The following is a 17,646-nucleotide window of genomic DNA, read 5'->3' on the forward strand; positions in this document are numbered from 1 at the left end:
CCAGCCTGCCCCATGCGCAATCTGACACTAACTCACTTCTTGCGGATCGTGCAAATCTTCCTGTTGGGCAAGTTTGTTTCCCGGGCCTGACGGCCGCTGGTCACCTCCCCGTCGCCCGATCCCTGACCGCTGGTCACCTCAGCCACTTACCGTCCGGCCATGACGATCCGAGCGCGCAGACGCGCAGCTGTGACGGCAGCACTGATGAGCGCCGCGGTGGCCGCCCCGCTGGCGGTCATGGAGACGACGGCGGTGGCCGAGGAGTCGCGCCTGGGTCAGCAGACCCTGTGGCGCGAGAGCTTCAACGGGCTGTCCGGCGAGGTCGCCGACGGCGGCTACACGCACGAGCCGCCGCGCGGCTGGGCCGTCGAGGTGGCTCCCGAGATGCGGGCCGGCGGCGTCGACGACTGGCGCGGCTGGTCGTTCACGACGCGTGAGAACTGGACGGCGGCCGAGGACCAGATGCGGTTCCGGTTCGCCCGCGCGGACGACGTCATCGCCGTTGCCGACTCCGACGAGTACGACGACGCCGCCGGCGCCGCCGATCGGTTCGACAGCACGCTGGCCTCGCGGCCGGTGCGGGTGTTCGGGCACGACGAGCTGGAGCTGACGTTCGACTCCCACCTGCGGCCGTGGACCGGCCAGTCCGCCACGGTCACCGTCGAGTTCGACGGCAGCGGCGAGGAGACCACGCTGCTGCGCTACGACTCCACGAACACGACGAACAACTACGACGGCGAGCTCGCCAACAGCACCGAAGCGCTGCGCTTCGCCGTCCCCGACGGCGTACGGCAGGCCGTGTTCCGGTGGCGCCTCGAGGCGCCGCGCAACTCCTGGTACTGGGCGATCGACAGCGTGTCCGTGCGCACCACCGCGACGCCCACGCCGTCGCTGGAGGATGCGACATCGCTGTGGGTGGTCAGCGACATCCAGGGCCATCCGCGCGACTTCGCCCACGGCCTGCGCGACCTCGACGCCGTCCGGCCCGACGGCGCCGGCCTGCTGATCGCCGGCGACATCGTCCCGACCGGCACGGCCGCAGAGTGGCAGCAGATCCACGACGTCGTGGACGGCGCGGAGGCGGCGGGGATCATGCCGTCGCAGCTGGTGGCGGCCATCGGCAACCACGAGAGCTACGCGGCCGAGTCCTGGGAGACGCTGCGCGACCGGTTCCTGGACTTCGCCGGGCGGGACAAGGTGTACGGCGAGTACGTGCTGGAGGGCGGCGGCGGTGAGGTGCCGGTGCTGGTGATCGGGCAGGAGTTCCCGCGGCCGCCCGAGGTCGGCATGTCAGACGATCAGGTCGCGTGGCTGGACGAGCGCCTCGACTACTGGACCGCCCAGCGCAAGCAGGTCATCGTCATGACCCACTTCCCCCTCGGCGACACCGTCTCCGCGTCGTGGATCCCGTGGTACCACGAGCACCACGAGCGGAACGCCGAGCTCACCGCCATGCTCGGCGACCACCCGAACGCGATCTTCCTCAGCGGCCACACCCACTACCCGTTCGAGCTCGGCGATTGGGCCGTCCGGCGGCGCGTGCCCGGCGGCCATCCGGACGGCTTCCTCGCCATCAACACCGGCGCCATGCACGTCGAGTGGGACGCCCGCGGCGAGAACACCAGCAGCATCAGCGAGATCGTCACCCGCGACATCAACCGCGGCCTCACCATCGACGTCTACGCCGACCGCGTCGTCATCGAGGCGCGCGACTTCGGCCTCGCCGGCGCCACCGGCGACAACGACGTCAACGAGGTGCTCCGCCACCTCGAGGTCGGCAACCCGCTGCTGCACGGCCGGCCGCGCTGACGTTCCCGCTCGATGGGTGAGCCTCTGGTGTTGCCATAGCGACACCAGACGCTCACCCATCCACTACCGTGGACGCGGTAGATCGGCACGATGCAGGGCGGCTCCGTGACCACCTCGGCGGACGGCGACGGCGTGCGGCACGCCGCGGAGTCGCTGCGCGCCGCCAACGACGCGCTCCCCGACATCGCGGGCCGAGTCGACGACCGGATCCGCGGCGTCGTTGAACGTGCCGCTGCCGACATCGAGCGGGCTGCGCACGCCGTGCAGGGCTCGGTCAGGGGCGAGCTGCTGGAGTCGGCGCACGAGATCAGACTGATCGGCACCCGAATGACCGCGGCCCGCGAAGACGCGTTCTCCGAGGTCGCACACGTGCTCACGGGGTATGCCGACGAGATCGCCGCCCTCCTCCGCGCCACCGGTTCAGGCTCCGGGGTGCGGCTGACGGACATCTCGGTCGACCCGCTGCCCGAACCTCCGCCGAGCACGGTTACCAGTGCCCAGGAGACCGCAGTCATCGCCCAGAACGTCCCGGATGCCGACGCCCACCGGCGGGCGATCGACGCGGTCGTAGCCTGCTGCCCGGTCGAGTACCAGCCGCTCATGCGCGACCTACTGACGGGGCAGTCGGCGCACGCGATCGAGCGCCATGGCCACCACCTCACGCCGGTGCAGATGGTCGCCCGGCTGCAGTGGCTGCTCGACCCCGCCAGCGTAGATGGGTGGCGGCTGAACGCGGACGGGTCCGCCGACTCCTGGCGCCAGCGCCGCCGCGGAACGCACCAAGTCGGCACGTCGAGCGGCTACTACACCTCGCCCGAAGCGTTCGCCAAGCCGTTCCTCGCGCTACTCCGTGCCGCCGGTCTCAATCGAGCGGAGCTCGACACATATCTCGACTCCAAAGCGGCCGGCGAAACAATCATCAAGGTGTTCCTCCGCACTTCGGACACCGGTGTCACGGCACAGGACGTGTACACCCAGCGGGCGCCGGGAACCGACACGAGGGACGGCAAGAAGATGTGGAAGCGAGCACGTCGAGGCGCCATGGCCGGACATGGGGAAATGCCCGGTGTTCGCGAGCACGACATGGTGAAGCGTGGCAAGCGTCCAGGTAGCCTGATCGTCCTCGCGAAGGGCCAGGACGAGTCGTGGCGGCTGATCACGAGCTATTTCGCCGACGATCCGCACCGAGTCGATTACATGGAGTTGTGATGGAGCAGACGCCTGACTTCAACCGATGGATGAAGGTCTTCAGCCACGATCAGGATGAGCTGCTCGACTTCTACTACGAGGCGTGCGAGAGCGTGCCGCAGTGGCTGGAGACGAACCACAACGACATCCGGCGGTTCCGCGAGGAGCTCGCCGCGCACATCCGTGACTCGTCAGAGCCGCCGTTCCCGTCGGAGACGCAGTGGACGACCGATGAGATCCTGCGCGACCTGTGGTTCGACGTGTTCGGGGCGGAGCCGCCGCCTGGCGACCCGTACCCGGTCCCGCGAGAAAGCTGGGGACGGCATCGTATGACCACGTACATGGAGGACATCCCCACGAAGGACACGTCGCGCGTCCCGGAGTCGACCCGACAGTGGCTCGCGGCGCGAGGGGTGACGTTCGAGGATCTCGCGGCGTACCACGAGCCGGGGGCGGAGGTGGAGTACTCGCGGCCGGAGCCGCCGGGATTCCGGAAGTGGCTCGAGGAACTCACGGCGGCCGGCCGGCGGTCGGCGCCTGCAGAGGGCGAGCGGGCCGCCGAGGCGCGGGCCGACCTAATGGACGCGAAGCAGAGCTATCTCAGCACCGGGCACGAGGAGCAGGCGGCCGCCGTCGACAAGATCCTGGCCGACCGCGAGCCGCGCGACGAGTGAGCAGCCGCGTCCGTCCATGATCATCCAGGATCGACCACGTCATGGTGTGGTCGATCGTGGATGATGAAGGGTGCGGCGGGTCAGACGAGTGCGTCCACGTCGAGGGTCAGGGTGCCGGCGTCGGCGTCCAACGTCGCAGGGACGCCCAGCGGGACGGTGATGGTCGACGGGCCGTGGCCGAAGCCGAGCTCCGTCATGATCGGCACGCCCAGCGGACCCAGCCGGTCCAGCATCAGTTCCTCCACCGGCTCGCAGTCGTGCCACGAGCCCAGGGCGATGCCGGCGACGCCGTCCAGCCAGCCGGACCGCAGCAGATGGGTGAGGAACCCGTCCAGCCGGTACGCCTTCTCCCCCACGTCCTCCAGCAGCACGATGCCGCCCGCGGCCGAGGGCAGCCCGGTCGGGGTGCCGATCTCGGCGGCCAGCAGCGCCAGGCAGCCGCCCACCGTCACGCCGGACGCCACCCCCGGCACCAGCGTCCGTGCCGACGGCGCCCCCAGCACCCGCGCCTCCAAAGACGACGGAGAGAACAGCATCGACCGCAACCCGGACGCCGTCGACGCCGACGTGACGAACGCCTCCGTCCCGACCATCGGGCCGTGCACGGTCGCCACCCCCAGCAACCTGGCGAACGCCGAGTGCAGCGCGGTGATGTCGCTGTACCCGACCAACACCTTGGGCTCGGCATGGACCATCGCCGCCCAGTCCATCAGCGACACCACCCGCTGCACGCCGTACCCGCCGCGCGCACACAGCACCGCCGCCACGGACGGGTCGCACCACGCCTCCTGCAGGTCCGCCGCCCGGTCAGCATCCGCACCGGCGAGGTACTCGAACGACGGGTGCGTCGACAGCACGTGCGGCATGACCACGACGTCGAGCCCCCAGGACCGCAGGATCGCGCACCCGGCGTCCAGGCGGTCCTTCGGCACCGGACCGGCCGGCGAGACGACGGCGACGCGGTCGCCCGGGACGAGGCGGCGCGCGCGGACCAGCGGCCGCAACGGCACGCCCGTCACGACGGCGTGAACCCGAAGACCTTCGCGTACAGCGCCAGCTCCTTCTCCAGCGCCGTCACGATGGTCTCCTTGCGACGGAAGCCGTGCTGCTCCCCCTCGAAGGTGACGTACTCGTGCTCCACCCCGAACTCGGCCACCCGCTCGGCGAACCGCGCCGTCGGGCCGGGCGGGCAGACCTCGTCCTCCAGCCCCTGGAGCAGCAGGAACGGGACGGTGAACTTCTCCGGCACGTTGATCGGCGACCGCTCGCGGTACCGCTCCTCGGCCTCCGGCCACGGCCCGACCAGGCCCTCGAGGTACTGCGACTCGAAGTCGTGCGTCTCGCCGGTCCGGAACGCCACCAGGTCCAGCACGGGGTACATGATCGTCGCGCAGGCGAACACGTCCGTGAACGCCAACGCCGCCGCCGACGTCCAGCCGCCGGCAGAACCGCCGCGGATCGCCAGCCGCGAGCCGTCGGCCAGTCCCTCGTCGACCAGCTCCTTCGCCGCGGCGACGCAGTCCTCGACGTCGACGATGCCCCAGGTCTCGCGCAGCCGCTCGCGGTACTCGCGGCCGAACCCGGTGGAGCCGCCGTAGTTGACCTCGACGACGCCGAGGCCGCGGCTGGTGAAGTACGCGACCTCGAGGTCGTACACCATCGGCACCCGGCCGGTCGGCCCGCCGTGCGCGAACACGATGTACGGCGGCTTCTCCCCGCCGACGCCGCCGAAGCGCAGCCCCGACGGGGGGTACACGATCGCGTGGACGTCACGTCCGCCCGGCCCGGAGAACGTGCGCACCTGTGGCAGCGGCAGCGACGTCACCGGCACGGACAGCACCGACGGCACCACCGCCGACACCGCGCCGACCGACGCCTCGACCACCTCGAACGGCGTGACCGGCGACGCGGCGACGCCGTACACCGTCCGTCCGGACACCGCCAGCGTCGGCGCCCACTCGGTGTGCTCGTCCTCGAGCAGGTCGTAGAGCAGTCCGGATTTCGTGTCCAGCAGGTTCAGCCGCGCCGACGCCCGGCCACGGATCACCGCGACCTCGTCCTCGCCGATCGGCACGAACCAGCGCAGCCCCAGCTGCCACAGCGGACCGGCGAACTCCTCGGCCCGCTCGCACAGCACCTCCGGCTCGGCGCCCCCGTCGTCGGACAGCCGCACCCGGTGCAGGTTCCACCAGCCGGTCCGGTCGGTCGCGATCAGCAGCGCGTCCGACGTCTCCCACTCGGCCTGTGCGATCGACTCCGACGGCCCACCGGCGACGGTGACGGGCTCACCGACGTGAGCCGTCCCGCCGTCGGACGACACCGGCGCCACCCGCAGCAGCGTCCCGTCCCACGGCATGTTCGGGTGGTCCCAGCCGATCCACGCCAGCCGCTGACCGTCCGGCGACGGCCGCGGGCAGGCCAGGAAGTGGGTGTCCTCGACCAGCACCCGCATCTCGCCGGAGCCGTCCAGCGGCACCGCCACCAGCGCACGCCGCAGATCCGTCGGCGCCGGGCCGGTGTGCTCCTCGCGGATGCACCAGATCTCGGTTCCCGACGGCGCCAGCACCGGCTCGGCGTACCGCAGCCCCGATGGGATCGACGGCGACGGCGTCAGCGCCACCGGCTCCTCGCCGGAGCCCGGGACGAACCGGTACAGCCGCTGGTCGGAGTACTCGGCGAACACGACGGCGGCGGCACCGGCTCCACCGGCCGCGCCCGGCACGACCACGTAGGCGAGCCCGCCGTACTCGTGCACCCGGCTGCGCACGTTCCACGGCGCCGGCAGCACGATCTCCGGCTCGTCGGCGCCGTCGGGCAGCCGCAGCAGCGCGACCCGGCCGCCCTCCGCCGGCTGCGGGTGCACCCACCACAGGGCGCCGCCGGCGTGGCTGATCCAGCCGGGACGGCCGTCGTTCTCGGCGACGATCTCGGCGGTCACCGGCGACGGCCAGCTGCCGTACGGTGCGGTCTCGGGCACAGGGCTCTCCCAGCAGAAAACGAGGTCAGGTGGTCAGGAAGCGGTCCAGTACCCGGACGCCGAACTCCAACGCGTCGACGGGCACCCGCTCGTCGACGCCGTGGAACAGGGCCGAGTAGTTCAGGTCCGGCGGCAGCCGCAGCGGCGAGAAGCCGTACCCGGTGATGCCGAGCCGGGAGAACTGCTTGGCGTCGGTGCCGCCGGCCATGCAGACGGGGACGACATGGGCGTCCGGGTCCTCGGCCCGCAGCGCGTCGGCCATCGCGGCGAACGTGGGAGACGTCGGGTCGGCGGACAGCGCGACCTCGGCGTGCTCGTACTCCCACGTCACCGCCGGCCCGATCAACGACGTGACAGTCGCCTCGAACTCCTCGCGGGCGCCGGGCACCACGCGGCCGTCGACGAACGCCGTCGCGGTCTCCGGGATGACGTTCACCTTGTAGCCGGCGCTCAGCATCGTCGGGTTCGTGCTGTTGCGCAGGACGGCCTCGACCAGCTCCCGCGCCGCCCCGAACCGCTGCATCAATCGGCCGACGTCGACATCTCCCGTCAAGTCGACGGGCACGCCGAGCGCCGCGCCGATCCCCTCGAGCGACGCGCGCACCGTCGGTGTCAGGCGCACCGGCCACTCGTACTCGGCCAGCCGGCGTACCGCACCGGCCAGCGCCGCCACCGCGTTGTCGCCGTTGATGCGCGACCCGTGCCCGGCGCGGCCCTTCGCGGTCAGCTTCAGCCAGGCGGTCCCCCGCTCGCCCGCGGCGACCGGGTACAGGCGCGCCCCGCCCGCGTGGAAGGTGTAGCCGCCGGACTCGCTGATCCCTTCGGTGACGCCCTCGAACAGGTCGGCGTGGTGGGTGACCAGCCAGGTGGAGCCGTGCGCGGCGCTGGCCTCCTCGTCGGCGGTGAAGGCGAGGACGACGTCGCGAGCGGGCCGGCGGCCCTCCTGCGCCCAGGCCCGCACGACGGCGAGCATCATCGCGTCCATGCCCTTCATGTCGATGGCGCCGCGGCCCCACAGCATGCCGTCGCGGACCTCGCCGGAGAACGGGTGCACCGACCAGTCGGCGGCCTCGGCCGGCACGACGTCGAGGTGACCATGGACGAGGATCGGGTCGCGGCCGGGGTCGGTGCCCTCGATGCGGGCGACGACGTTCGCGCGGTTCGGCGCCGACTCGATCAGCGTGGCGTCGATGCCCGCCTCGGCCAGCTTCTCGGCCACGTACTCGGCGGCCGGCCGCTCCCGCCCGGTGCCGTCGCCGGGGTTCGTGGTGTCGATGCGGATGAGGTCGGCGGCGAGGGTCAGGACATCGGGCTCAGCCATAGTGGTTCTCGATACCGTTCGAGATCAGGGTCGTGACCGCCTTGAAGCAGCGGATCAGGTCGTGGGCGGTCGCGGCGGTGTAGCGCACCCGGCGCTCGGCGACACGCTCCACCGTCGGGACCATACCGGCGAAGTCGGCCAGCTGGGTGGCGTCGACCTCGATCTCGACGGTGAACGGCCCGCGGCCCGTGGCCGGCTCGTGCCGGACGGCGAGCGCGGCGGCCGCCTTCGCCTCGGCGCGGATGTCCTCGAACGTCCGCGCGGGCGGGCGGCAGCGGGCCGCGTAGCGCGACACGTAGTCCTTGACGGCGGCCGTGCGGGCCATCGGCGCGTACGTGGCGGCGTCGGCGCAGGCGCGGTCGTCGCCGGTGACCAGTACCACCGGCGTGCCGTATTCGGCGGCGACCAGCGCGTTCAGCCGGCCCTCGCTGGCGGGGTCGCCGTCGACCCAGACCCCGGTGATGGAGTTGGGGAGGTACGTGTGCGCCAGGACGCCCTCAGCGCCGGCGCCCGCGTGGTAGCCGAGGAACACGACGCCGTCGACGTCGCCGGTCTGGATGCCCTCGACCATGGTCAGCGCCTTGTGTCGGCCGGTGATCATGGTCGCGCGCTCGTCCAGCTGCTCCAGCAGCAGGTTGCGCATGGTCGCGTGCGCCTCGTTGACCAGCACCTCGTCGGCGCCGCCGTCGAAGAGCCCGGCGATCGCACCATTGACGTCGGAGGTGAACATCGCCCGGCAGCGCTGCCACTGCTCCGTCCCCGGCTCGACGTCCGCGGGCCAGGTGACACCGGTCGCCCCCTCCATATCGGCCGAGATCAGCACCTTCATAGGGGGTTACGGTAGCTGGTCGCCGTCACGCGCCGGCGGTCGGTCCTCCGCACCGAACCGCCGGGTCAGGTCGCCCAGCAGCGTCTTCAGCAGCTCCGCCAGTGCCGCGCGTTGCGCGTCGTCGAGGCCGTCGAGCAGCGTCTCCTCGTGCCGGAGCAGGTCGGCGACGACCCGCTCGTTCAGCGCCCGCCCCTCGTCGGTGAGCGCGACGACGGCCGAGCGCCCGTCGGCGGCGGACCGTTCGCGGCGCACCAGCCCGGCGGCCTCGGCACGGGCGATCCGCTGCGAGATCGCGCCCGCCGTGACGAAGCTGCGCGCGGCGATCTGCCCCGGCGTCAGCCGGTATGGCGGCCCGCTGCGGCGCAGCGTGCTGAGCAGGTCGAGCGTCGGGTTGTCGATGCCGAGCCGCTCGAGCGTACGGCGGCGGTCGTCGGCGAGCAGCTGCCCGAGCCGCCAGATGCGGGTGATGACGCCGATCGAGCCGACCGGGACGCCGGGCAGCTCGCGCCGCCAGGCCACCTGAATGCGGTCCGGCCCGTCCTCGGCGCGCTCGGGGTAATCTGTCATCGGCAGATACTTTAGCACTAAAGGAGTCTTCGATGAGTGCACGCACGATCGTCGTCACCGGCGGCGGGACCGGCATCGGGCGGGCGGTGGCCGCGGGCTTCGCGGCCACCGGCGACACCGTGGTGGTGACCGGACGGCGGCGCGAGCGGCTGGACGAGGCGGTCGCCGAGCTGGGTCCGACGGCGAGCGCGGTGGACTTCGACGCGGCCGACCCCGCCGCCGTCACCGCGGCGCTGGACCGGCTGCCGGCGACAGTGGACGTTCTCGTCAACGCGGCCGGCGGCAACACCGGCCTGGACCACCCGGCGCCGGAGCCCGGCGACCTGGCCGCCGAGGCGGCCGCCTGGCGGGCGAACTTCGACGCCAACGTGCTGACCGCCGTGCTCGTGACGACCGCGCTGCTGCCGCGGATGCCGTCGGGCGGGCGGATCGTCACGATCGGCTCGATCGCCGCCCGGCGCGGCGGCGGCGACTACGGCGGGGCGAAGGCGGCCATCGAGGCGTGGACGGCGTCACTGGCGGCCAAGATCGGGCCGCGCGGCCTCACCGCCAACGTCGTCGCCCCCGGCCTCACCACCGGCACCGAGTTCTTTCGCGGCCGGCTCACCGACGCGCGGCGCGACCGCCTGGTGAACGAGACCATGACCAAGCGCGAGGGCACGACCGAGGACGTCGCGGCCGCCGTGCACTACCTGGCCGCGCCCGGCGCCAGGCACGTGACGGGCCAGGTCCTGCACGTCAATGGCGGCGCTTACCTCGGTCGGTGAGTCCGCGGCGCCCTGGGGATGCCGCCCCCGCCCGCCTCGGCACCGCCGGCGACGTCAGGTACCGCTTCAGGGGGCGACGACCTCGACCTCGTAGCCGTCGTCGTTCTCCATGTAGGCCGCGTAGTGGTGCGGGCCGCCGGCGTGCGGGTGGCGGTCGGCGAACATGAGGTGCCAGCCGTACGCCGGCGCCTCGGACACGATGCGGTCGACCATCCACTGCTCCGGCACCGCCAGCGCCAGGTGGTTGAGGCCGGGGGCCTTGCGGTCGTAGGCGACCCAGCTGAGGTCGGGCGAGCATTCGATGACGACGTACGGGCCGCCGCCGGGTGCCTGCCAGGACCGGCCGTTCTCCCAGGCCTGGAAGAGCGTCCAGCCCAGCCGCTCGAACAGCCAGCCGAACGAGCGGGTGGCGGCGTCGAGGTCGCGGACCCAGATCTCGATGTGGTGCAGGCCGGTGGACGGCGTGCTCGACGGCGCCAGCGAGGAGTCCTCGACGGCCGGCTCCGGCGCCCGCTGGTACTGCTCCTGCTGCTGCGGGGCGGCGGCCGGCGCGGGCGACTGGCCGAAGGACGGGTCGAGCGCGCGCAGCACGGGGTCGAGCTCGTTCACCGCGGAGTCCGTGAGCGGGTCGTACGCCTGGGTGTCGTACTGGCTGGTGCCGTGCGACGTCGCGTGCGATGTGTCGTAGTAGGCCGCCGGGTACGACGGGTTCGACGGCGGGCCGGCCGGGCTGGGCGGCGGGCCGTAGCCACCGCCGGCGGGCGGCGGCATGACCGGCGGCGCCGTTGGCGGCGGCGCCGTTGGCGGCTGCGCCACCGGCGGCGCGACCGGGCCGCCCATGGCCGGCGCTCCGCCGGGGAGGCCGGGGCTGCCAGGCGGCAGCCCGGGGCCTTGCGCGTAGGCGTTCGCCGGCACCTGCTGGTGCTGCTGCGACTGCTGCGCAGCGGCCTTGCGGCGAGTCCGCAGCTCCGACGCGGCGGCGTCGAGCCAGTCGTCGACGTCGTCCATGACGTAGCCCTCACGCATACGGACGACCTTGAACTCCTCGGCCTCGATCTGCTCCGGGGTGACGGCACGCCCCGAGGGCCGCCCCTCCAGGGCGTCGATCACCAGGTCGACGAAGTCGTCGACGGCGTCCAGGTCATAGCCCTCACGCATACGAGTAGTGCGGAACTCAGGCTCACGACTGACGGCCACCAGGTGTCACTCTCCTCCCGAACACAGATCGGCCGGTTCCGGGCGATTTCCCGACCAGCGAGCCCAGCCAGCTCACCGCCCGGGAAGCCGATATCCCCCGAGACCGGCCGAGCAAAGCGCAATGCATACTAATCACCAACGGTAGCCAACTGGCCACACGCCCCGTCGATGTCGCTCCCCCGGGTGTCCCTGATGGTGACCGGAACACCCCGTTCTTCCAGCGCGGCGACGAACGCCGCCTCGTCCTCCGGCCGCGACGCGGTCCACTTCGAACCCGGCGTCGGGTTCAGCGGGATCGGGTTGACGTGGACCCAGCCCCGGCCGCGCTCGTTGAGCAGCTTGCCGAGCAGATCACCGCGCCACGCGTGGTCGTTGATCTCGCGGATCAGCGCGTACTCGATGGACACCCGGCGGCCGGTCTTCTCGAAGTAGGCCCGCGCGGCGTCGAGCGCCTCGCCGACCTTCCAGCGGGTGTTCACCGGCACCAGCTCGTCGCGCAGCTCGTCGTCGGGCGCGTGCAGCGACAGCGCCAGACGGACGCCCAGATGCGCGGCGGCCAGCTTGTCGATGGCCGGCACCAGCCCGACGGTCGACACCGTCACGCCGCGCCGGCCGATGCCCAGGCCCGACGGCGCGGGGTCGGTCATGCGGCGCACGGCGGTGACGACGGCCTTGTAGTTGGCCAGCGGCTCGCCCATGCCCATGAAGACGACGTTGGTGACCCGTCCGGTTCCCCCGGCGATCTCGCCGGCCGCCAGCATGCGCTCGGCCGCCACGACCTGCTCGACGATCTCGGCCGCCGACATGTTGCGGGTCAGGCCCTGCTGACCGGTGGCGCAGAACGGGCAGTTCATGCCGCAGCCGGCCTGGCTGGACACGCACAGTGTGACCCGCGGCCGGTCGCCGGTGTAGCGCATGAGCACGCTCTCGACCAGTGCGCCGTCGAACAGCCGCCACAGCGTCTTGCGGGTGGTGCCGCCGTCGGTCTCGAGGTGCCGGACCGCGGTGGTGAGGGTCGGCAACATGGTCGCCGCCAGCGTGTCGCGCACGGCCGCCGGCACGTCCGTCATCTGCGCGGGATCGTTGACGTGGCGGGCGAAGTAGTGCCGGGAGAGCTGGTCGGCCCGGAAGGGCTGCTCACCGAGCTCGGCCACCGCCTGGCGGCGAGCGTCGACGTCGAGGTCGGCGAGATGGCGGGGCGGTTTGCCACGCCGGGCAGGGACGAGCGTGAGCTCACCGGGTCTGGGCATGATGGCGACCATTGTCCCACGTTCGGTGCGCTGATGACGTATGTCGAGGTCGAGGGGGCCGATCGGCCGGTGCGGCAGGGGCCTGATCGGACCGTTCGACAACGGCCGTCACCGGGCAGCGCCGCCGTCGCCGACTTCGAGAGCCATCTCACACCAGCATCGTCCGCGCGTCATCACGGTTCCGCGGATCGGTCGCAGCCGGGTCGTTCGCTGTCGGTCGGCGCAGACGGTCGCCCGCGGTGCGCCGGCGGTTGCCGCGTTGGCCGTCCCCCTGCCGCCACAGCGTCCACGTGGCGAGACTTGCCGGTGATTCGGGGGCCATCACGAGGACTACCCGAGCATCAACACGCCTACAACCGTGTTGAGGCTCGGGTAATCCTCGTGATGTCCGCGATCGTTCATGATCATGGCGCTCCAGCAGCCCGCGACGGACCGCAACGTCGGCTGCGAACCCCGAGGCGTGCCCAGACTCGCCCCGTCCCCCTGATAGCTGCCCGTTCTTGGCCGCGGAGCCGCGGGTCAAGTGCGCCCGTCGTCGCGGAGCGACCCCAATAGCGGACTTGAGGCGCGGGTTCGCGGCCAAGAGAATGGGCAGCAGGGGGACGGCCAACGGTGCAACTCCAACGACCGGCACACCGAGCACACCCCGAGGTCAGGCCGTCACGACGTACTCGAGCACCAGCCACACCAGCGGCGCGGTCGGGAGCAGGGAATCGAGGCGGTCCATGAGGCCGCCGTGGCCGGGCAGCAGCTGGCTCATGTCCTTGATGCCGAGGTCACGCTTGATCAGCGACTCCCCCAGGTCGCCGAGCGTGGCGCCGACGACGCCGACCACGCCGAGGACGACGCCGGTCCACCACGGCGCGTCGAAGGCGTACACGGCCACCAGGACCGCCGCGCCGACGCCGAGGAGCAGCGAGCCGCCGAACCCCTCCCACGACTTCTTCGGGCTGACGCTCGGCGCCATCGGGTGCCGGCCCGCCAGCACGCCGGCGAACAGGCCGCCGGTGTCCGAGGCGACCACGACGACGAGCAGCGCGAACACCCGCCAGGCGCCGTCGTCGGGACGCACCATGAGCAGCGCGAAGCCCGCGAGGAATGGCACGTAGACGCTCGTGAAGATGCCCGCCGACACGTCGCGCAGGTAACCGGGACGGGGGTCGCCCAGCCGCCACGCGCACACCGCGGCCACCGTCAGCCCGAGGCCCACCAGCAGCGGCGAGCCGCCGCCGAGGTACGCACCCACCAGCATGAGGACGGTGCCGAGCACCACGGGAACGACCGGGACCTGGATCGACCGCGCGCCGAGCGCCGTCGCCAGCTCCCAGACCGCCACCACCATCACGACGACGACGAGACCGGCGAACGCCGCCTCCAGCAGGAACAACGTGCTGAGCACGAGCGCGCCCAGGCCGAGGCCGACCAGCGTCGCGGCTCGGAGGTCGCGGCCGGCCCGCCCGTGCCGGCGTGATCGGCTGCCCGTCGGCCCGTCCGTCATCACCACGTGTGTAGTCGCCGGCACCCTCAGACCTCGAGGAGCTCGGCTTCCTTGTGCTTGAGCAGCTCGTCGATCTGCTCGACGTAGGACTTGGTCACGTTCTCCAGCTGCTTCTCCGCGCGCGCGACGTCGTCCTCGCCGACCTCGCCGTCGCGGGCCAGCTTGTCGAGCGTCTCCTTGGCGTGCCGGCGCACGCTGCGGATGGACACCCGGGCGCCCTCGGCCTTCTCGCGCGCGAGCTTGATGTACTCGCGGCGACGCTCCTCGGTGAGGGTGGGCAGCACGACGCGCAGGATGTTGCCGTCGTTGGTGGGGTTGACGCCGAGGTCGGAGTCGCGGATGGCCCGCTCGATGGCCCCGAGCGAGCCCTTGTCGTAGGGCTGCACGGTGATCATACGAGCGTCGGCCACGTGGAACGACGCGAGCTGGCTGACCGGGGTCGGGGCACCGTAGTAGTCGACCACGATCTTGTTGAACAGCGACGGGTGGGCGCGCCCGGTGCGGATGGAGGCAAAGTCCTCCTTGCCGACGGACACGGCCTTCTCCATCTTCTCCTCGGCCTCGAGGAGGGTCTCGTCGATCACCACTACTCCTTCGCTTGCTGTGTGGCGACGATCCTAGCTGCCTTTACCTTGCAGGACTTGCCGCCGTTGGGACCTTGCGGTCGGCCTTCGGCTAGAACCGTCGCGGCGCTGCCGCCGTGTTCAGGCCTCGACGATCGTCTCGATGTTCGACGCGACCAAGGTACCGATGCTCTCGCCGCGGATGGCACGGGCGATGCCGTTCGGTTCACCGAGTCCGAACACGACGATCGGCAGCTGGTTGTCCATGCACAGGCTGAAGGCGGCGGGGTCGGCGACGTTGAGCCGCTGCCGCAGGACGTCGGCGTAGGTGATGCTGCTGTACTTGCGGGCCGACGGGTCCTTGCGGGGGTCGGCCTCGTAGACGCCGTCGACGCCGTTCTTGCCCATGAGCAGGCGGTCGCAGCTGATCTCCAGCGCGCGCTGGGCGGCGACGGTGTCGGTGGTGAAGTACGGCATGCCGGCGCCGGCACCGAAGATGACGACGCGGCCCTTCTCCAGGTGCCGGGCGGCGCGGCGCGGGATGTACGGCTCGGCGACCTGGCCCATGGTGATGGCCGTCTGCACCCGGGTGTCGACGCCCAGGTGCTCGAGGAAGTCCTGCAGCGCCAGGCAGTTCATGACGGTGCCCAGCATGCCCATGTAGTCGCCGCGGGCGCGGTCCATGCCGTGGTGCTGCAGCTCCGCGCCGCGGAAGAAGTTGCCGCCGCCGACGACGATGGCGACCTGCACGCCGTCGTTGACGACGACCTCGGCGATCTGGCCGGCGATGCCCTTGACGACCTCGGGGTCGACGCCGACGGCGCCGCCGCCGAACACCTCACCGGACAGCTTCAGCAGCACCCGCGTGGGCGCACCTGCCGGGGCGTCGGGCACGGCAGAGGCCGGCACCGGTGCGGTTCCGTTGGTCTCCGTCACGGTGCCGGCCTCCTGTGCGTCGAGATGGGTGTCCTGAGCGCCCCGGGCCGTCAGGCTTCGAGGCGGACGATCCGCTGGATCGTGACGCCGGCCTCGGCCATCACGGCGCCGACCGACTTCTTCGACTCCTTGACCGACGGCTGGTCGACCAGCACGGTCTCCTTGAAGAAGCCGTTGACCCGGCCCTCGATGATCTTCGGCAGCGCCTGCTCGGGCTTGCCCTCCTCGCGGGCGGTGGCCTCGGCGATGCGCCGCTCGTTCTCGACGACGTCGGCGGGGACCTCGTCGCGGGTGGCGTAGGTGGCCTTCAGCGCGACGACCTGCATGGCGGCGTCGCGGGCGGCCTGCTGGGCCGCCTCGGAGCCGTCGGAGGTGTACACGACGAACGAGCCCACCTGCGGCGGGAGGTCGGCGGCGCGCTTGTGCAGGTAGGTGGCGTACTCACCCTCGACGACGGACAGGCCGCCGATCTCGAGCTTCTCGCCGATGACCGCGGCGGCGGCGTCGACGGCCTCGCCGACCTTGCGGCCGTCAGCCAGCGCCACACCGAGCAGCGCGTCGACGTCGGCCGGCTTCGCCTCGGCCGCGGCGGCGACGATGTCGGCCGCGAGCTTCTGGAAGTCGGCGTTCTTCGCGACGAAGTCGGTCTCACAGGCCAGCACGATCATGGCCGGGCCGTTGGCCGCGACCAGGCCGTTTGCCGTGGTGCGCTCGGCGCTGCGCTTGGCGGCCTTGGCGGCGCCCTTGATCCGCAGCGTCTCGATGGCCTGGTCGAAGTCGCCGCCGGTCTCCTCCAGCGCCTTCTTGGCGTCCATCATGCCCGCACCGGTGGCATCGCGCAGCCGCTTGACGTCGGCCGCAGTGACGTTCGGCATCCTCACACTTCTCTCTTCATCGTTCACTGGCGTGGTCTGGTGGCCGGCCCGGGCGGGAGTCCGCCCGGGCCGGTGATGATCGTCAGGCCTGCTGAGTGGCCGGCTCGTCGACGGGCGCCGCCTCGGCCTCGGGAGCCTCGGGGGCAGCCTCGGCCTCGGGGGCCTCGGTGGCCTCCGAAGCAGCCTCGGCCTCGGGAGCCGCCGCTTCGGCCTCGGGAGCCGCGGTGGCCTCGGGAGCGGCCTCGGCCTCGGGGGCCGCCTCGGCGGCCGCGGGCGCCTCGGCCGGCGACTGCTGCAGCAGCTCCTTCTCCCACTCGGCCAGCGGCTCGTCCGAAGCCAGCTCGGCGCCGTCGGCCGCCTCGCCACGCTGACCCGCACGGCCCAGCAGGCCGTCGGCGACGGAGTCGGCGACGACGCGGGTCAGCAGGCTGACCGCGCGGATGGCGTCGTCGTTGCCCGGGATCGGGTAGTCGACCTCGTCGGGGTCGCAGTTGGTGTCGAGGATGGCCACGATGGGGATGCCGAGCTTACGGGCCTCGTCGACGGCGAGGTGCTCCTTCTTGGTGTCGACGATCCACACCGCGCTGGGCACCTTGGCCATGTTGCGCACGCCGCCGAGGGTGCGCTCGAGCTTGTCCTTCTCACGCTTGCGCATGAGAAGCTCCTTCTTCGTCAGACCGGAGCCGGCGACGTCGTCGAAGTCGAGCTCCTCGAGCTCCTTGAGCCGCTGCAGCCGCTTGTTGACGGTCTGGAAGTTGGTCAGCATGCCGCCCAGCCACCGCTCGGTGACGAAGGGCATGTTGACGCGGGTGGCCTGCTCGCGCACGGCCTCCTGGGCCTGCTTCTTCGTGCCGACGAAGAGCACCGTGCCGCCGTGGGCGACGGTCTCCTTGACGAACTCGTAGGCGCGGTCGATGTAAGACAGCGACTGCTGCAGGTCGATGATGTAGATGCCGTTGCGCTCGGTGAAGATGAAGCGCTTCATCTTCGGGTTCCAGCGGCGGGTCTGATGCCCGAAGTGCACGCCGCTCTCGAGCAGCTGGCGCATGGTGACGACGGCCATGGCCTCGTCTCCTCCTCTCGCGCCGGTCGCGGAGCGTCCGACGCGTTGTTCCGGTTCATCGCGACGGTGGTCGGCCGCCGCGCCTGGTGCCCACCGGCCTACCGCCACCCGCCGACCGCTCTCGCGGACGTC

The 17,646-nt window shown here is 71.7% G+C and carries 16 protein-coding genes; 4 read left to right on the forward strand and 12 right to left on the reverse strand.

All coding sequences use genetic code 11. From position 1 onward, the window contains the following. Positions 1-159 precede the first annotated feature (159 nt). From E1262_RS17240 to E1262_RS17250, 3 genes are all read left to right on the forward strand, one after another. A complete protein-coding gene (locus tag E1262_RS17240) occupies positions 160-1,809 on the forward strand; it encodes a metallophosphoesterase family protein (protein WP_203453960.1) in 1,650 nt (549 codons plus the stop codon). 105 nt (positions 1,810-1,914) lie between these two features. Next, the gene (locus tag E1262_RS17245) at positions 1,915-3,018 is read left to right on the forward strand and encodes a hypothetical protein (protein WP_132104381.1); all 1,104 of its coding nucleotides are present in this window, start codon (positions 1,915-1,917) and stop codon (positions 3,016-3,018) included. Beyond that, positions 3,018-3,671, forward strand: coding sequence for a hypothetical protein (locus E1262_RS17250; protein WP_132104382.1), 654 nt, complete (start codon positions 3,018-3,020; stop codon positions 3,669-3,671). Before E1262_RS17245 ends, E1262_RS17250 begins: the two co-directional genes overlap by 1 nt. 80 nt (positions 3,672-3,751) lie before the next feature. On the opposite strand, the gene E1262_RS31730 is transcribed toward E1262_RS17250, so the two are convergent. The 5 genes from E1262_RS31730 to E1262_RS17275 are packed head-to-tail and all read right to left on the reverse strand — an operon-like array spanning position 3,752 to position 9,365. Then, positions 3,752-4,690 carry a S66 peptidase family protein gene (locus E1262_RS31730; protein WP_275261781.1) on the reverse strand — a complete coding sequence of 313 codons (939 nt, stop codon included), beginning with the start codon at positions 4,688-4,690 and terminating at the stop codon, positions 3,752-3,754. Continuing rightward, on the reverse strand, positions 4,687-6,648 hold the full coding sequence (locus E1262_RS17260) for a dipeptidyl-peptidase 5 (protein ID WP_132104383.1): 1,962 nt from the start codon (positions 6,646-6,648) through the stop codon (positions 4,687-4,689). Before E1262_RS17260 ends, E1262_RS31730 begins: the two co-directional genes overlap by 4 nt. Before the next feature lie 25 nt (positions 6,649-6,673). Then, on the reverse strand, positions 6,674-7,969 hold the full coding sequence (locus tag E1262_RS17265; RefSeq protein WP_132104384.1) for a M20/M25/M40 family metallo-hydrolase: 1,296 nt from the start codon (positions 7,967-7,969) through the stop codon (positions 6,674-6,676). Next, positions 7,962-8,798, reverse strand: a complete 837-nt coding sequence (locus tag E1262_RS17270; protein WP_132104385.1) for a M55 family metallopeptidase — start codon at positions 8,796-8,798, stop codon at positions 7,962-7,964. Before E1262_RS17270 ends, E1262_RS17265 begins: the two co-directional genes overlap by 8 nt. 6 nt (positions 8,799-8,804) lie before the next feature. Continuing rightward, positions 8,805-9,365 (reverse strand): MarR family winged helix-turn-helix transcriptional regulator, encoded by a 561-nt coding sequence (locus E1262_RS17275; RefSeq protein WP_132104386.1) that lies wholly within the window; start codon positions 9,363-9,365, stop codon positions 8,805-8,807. Between the two features lie 32 nt (positions 9,366-9,397). Between E1262_RS17275 and E1262_RS17280 the strand changes: the two genes are divergently transcribed. After that, the gene (locus tag E1262_RS17280; protein WP_132104387.1) at positions 9,398-10,132 is read left to right on the forward strand and encodes an SDR family NAD(P)-dependent oxidoreductase; all 735 of its coding nucleotides are present in this window, start codon (positions 9,398-9,400) and stop codon (positions 10,130-10,132) included. 66 nt (positions 10,133-10,198) lie between these two features. Here the strand turns inward: E1262_RS17280 and E1262_RS31735 are convergent, their stop codons facing one another. The 7 genes from E1262_RS31735 to rpsB all read right to left on the reverse strand — a co-directional run bounded on the left by E1262_RS31735 (position 10,199) and on the right by rpsB (position 17,514). After that, positions 10,199-11,329, reverse strand: coding sequence for a DivIVA domain-containing protein (locus E1262_RS31735; RefSeq protein ID WP_275261782.1), 1,131 nt, complete (start codon positions 11,327-11,329; stop codon positions 10,199-10,201). Between the two features lie 128 nt (positions 11,330-11,457). After that, complete coding sequence (gene rlmN / locus E1262_RS17290) at positions 11,458-12,579, reverse strand: dual-specificity RNA methyltransferase RlmN (RefSeq protein ID WP_132104389.1); 1,122 nt, start codon at positions 12,577-12,579, stop codon at positions 11,458-11,460. 652 nt (positions 12,580-13,231) lie between these two features. After that, complete coding sequence (locus E1262_RS17295; protein ID WP_132104390.1) at positions 13,232-14,077, reverse strand: phosphatidate cytidylyltransferase; 846 nt, start codon at positions 14,075-14,077, stop codon at positions 13,232-13,234. Between the two features lie 26 nt (positions 14,078-14,103). After that, a complete protein-coding gene (frr, locus tag E1262_RS17300) occupies positions 14,104-14,661 on the reverse strand; it encodes a ribosome recycling factor (RefSeq protein ID WP_132104391.1) in 558 nt (185 codons plus the stop codon). A gap of 120 nt (positions 14,662-14,781) precedes the next feature. Further along, complete coding sequence (gene pyrH / locus E1262_RS17305; protein WP_132104392.1) at positions 14,782-15,576, reverse strand: UMP kinase; 795 nt, start codon at positions 15,574-15,576, stop codon at positions 14,782-14,784. A 50-nt stretch (positions 15,577-15,626) separates the two neighbouring features. After that, positions 15,627-16,451, reverse strand: coding sequence for a translation elongation factor Ts (tsf, locus tag E1262_RS17310; RefSeq protein WP_132104393.1), 825 nt, complete (start codon positions 16,449-16,451; stop codon positions 15,627-15,629). A gap of 82 nt (positions 16,452-16,533) precedes the next feature. After that, positions 16,534-17,514, reverse strand: a complete 981-nt coding sequence (rpsB, locus tag E1262_RS17315; protein ID WP_132104394.1) for a 30S ribosomal protein S2 — start codon at positions 17,512-17,514, stop codon at positions 16,534-16,536. Positions 17,515-17,646 lie beyond the last annotated feature (132 nt).

Origin of the sequence: Jiangella aurantiaca (genome assembly GCF_004349105.1) — a bacterium.
Lineage (GTDB): Bacteria > Actinomycetota > Actinomycetes > Jiangellales > Jiangellaceae > Jiangella > Jiangella aurantiaca.

Excerpts from the sequence above, each read along its gene's own strand:
- E1262_RS17240 (WP_203453960.1), top strand. The coding sequence starts at position 160 with ATGACGATCCGAGCGCGCAGACGCGCAGCTGTGACGGCAGCACTGATG.
- E1262_RS17250 (WP_132104382.1), top strand. The coding sequence starts at position 3,018 with ATGGAGCAGACGCCTGACTTCAACCGATGGATGAAGGTCTTCAGCCAC.
- E1262_RS17265 (WP_132104384.1), bottom strand. The coding sequence starts at position 7,969 with ATGGCTGAGCCCGATGTCCTGACCCTCGCCGCCGACCTCATCCGCATC.
- E1262_RS17270 (WP_132104385.1), bottom strand. The coding sequence starts at position 8,798 with ATGAAGGTGCTGATCTCGGCCGATATGGAGGGGGCGACCGGTGTCACC.
- E1262_RS17275 (WP_132104386.1), bottom strand. The coding sequence starts at position 9,365 with ATGACAGATTACCCCGAGCGCGCCGAGGACGGGCCGGACCGCATTCAG.
- E1262_RS17280 (WP_132104387.1), top strand. The coding sequence starts at position 9,398 with ATGAGTGCACGCACGATCGTCGTCACCGGCGGCGGGACCGGCATCGGG.
- rlmN (WP_132104389.1), bottom strand. The coding sequence starts at position 12,579 with ATGCCCAGACCCGGTGAGCTCACGCTCGTCCCTGCCCGGCGTGGCAAA.
- E1262_RS17295 (WP_132104390.1), bottom strand. The coding sequence starts at position 14,077 with ATGACGGACGGGCCGACGGGCAGCCGATCACGCCGGCACGGGCGGGCC.
- tsf (WP_132104393.1), bottom strand. The coding sequence starts at position 16,451 with ATGCCGAACGTCACTGCGGCCGACGTCAAGCGGCTGCGCGATGCCACC.
- rpsB (WP_132104394.1), bottom strand. The coding sequence starts at position 17,514 with ATGGCCGTCGTCACCATGCGCCAGCTGCTCGAGAGCGGCGTGCACTTC.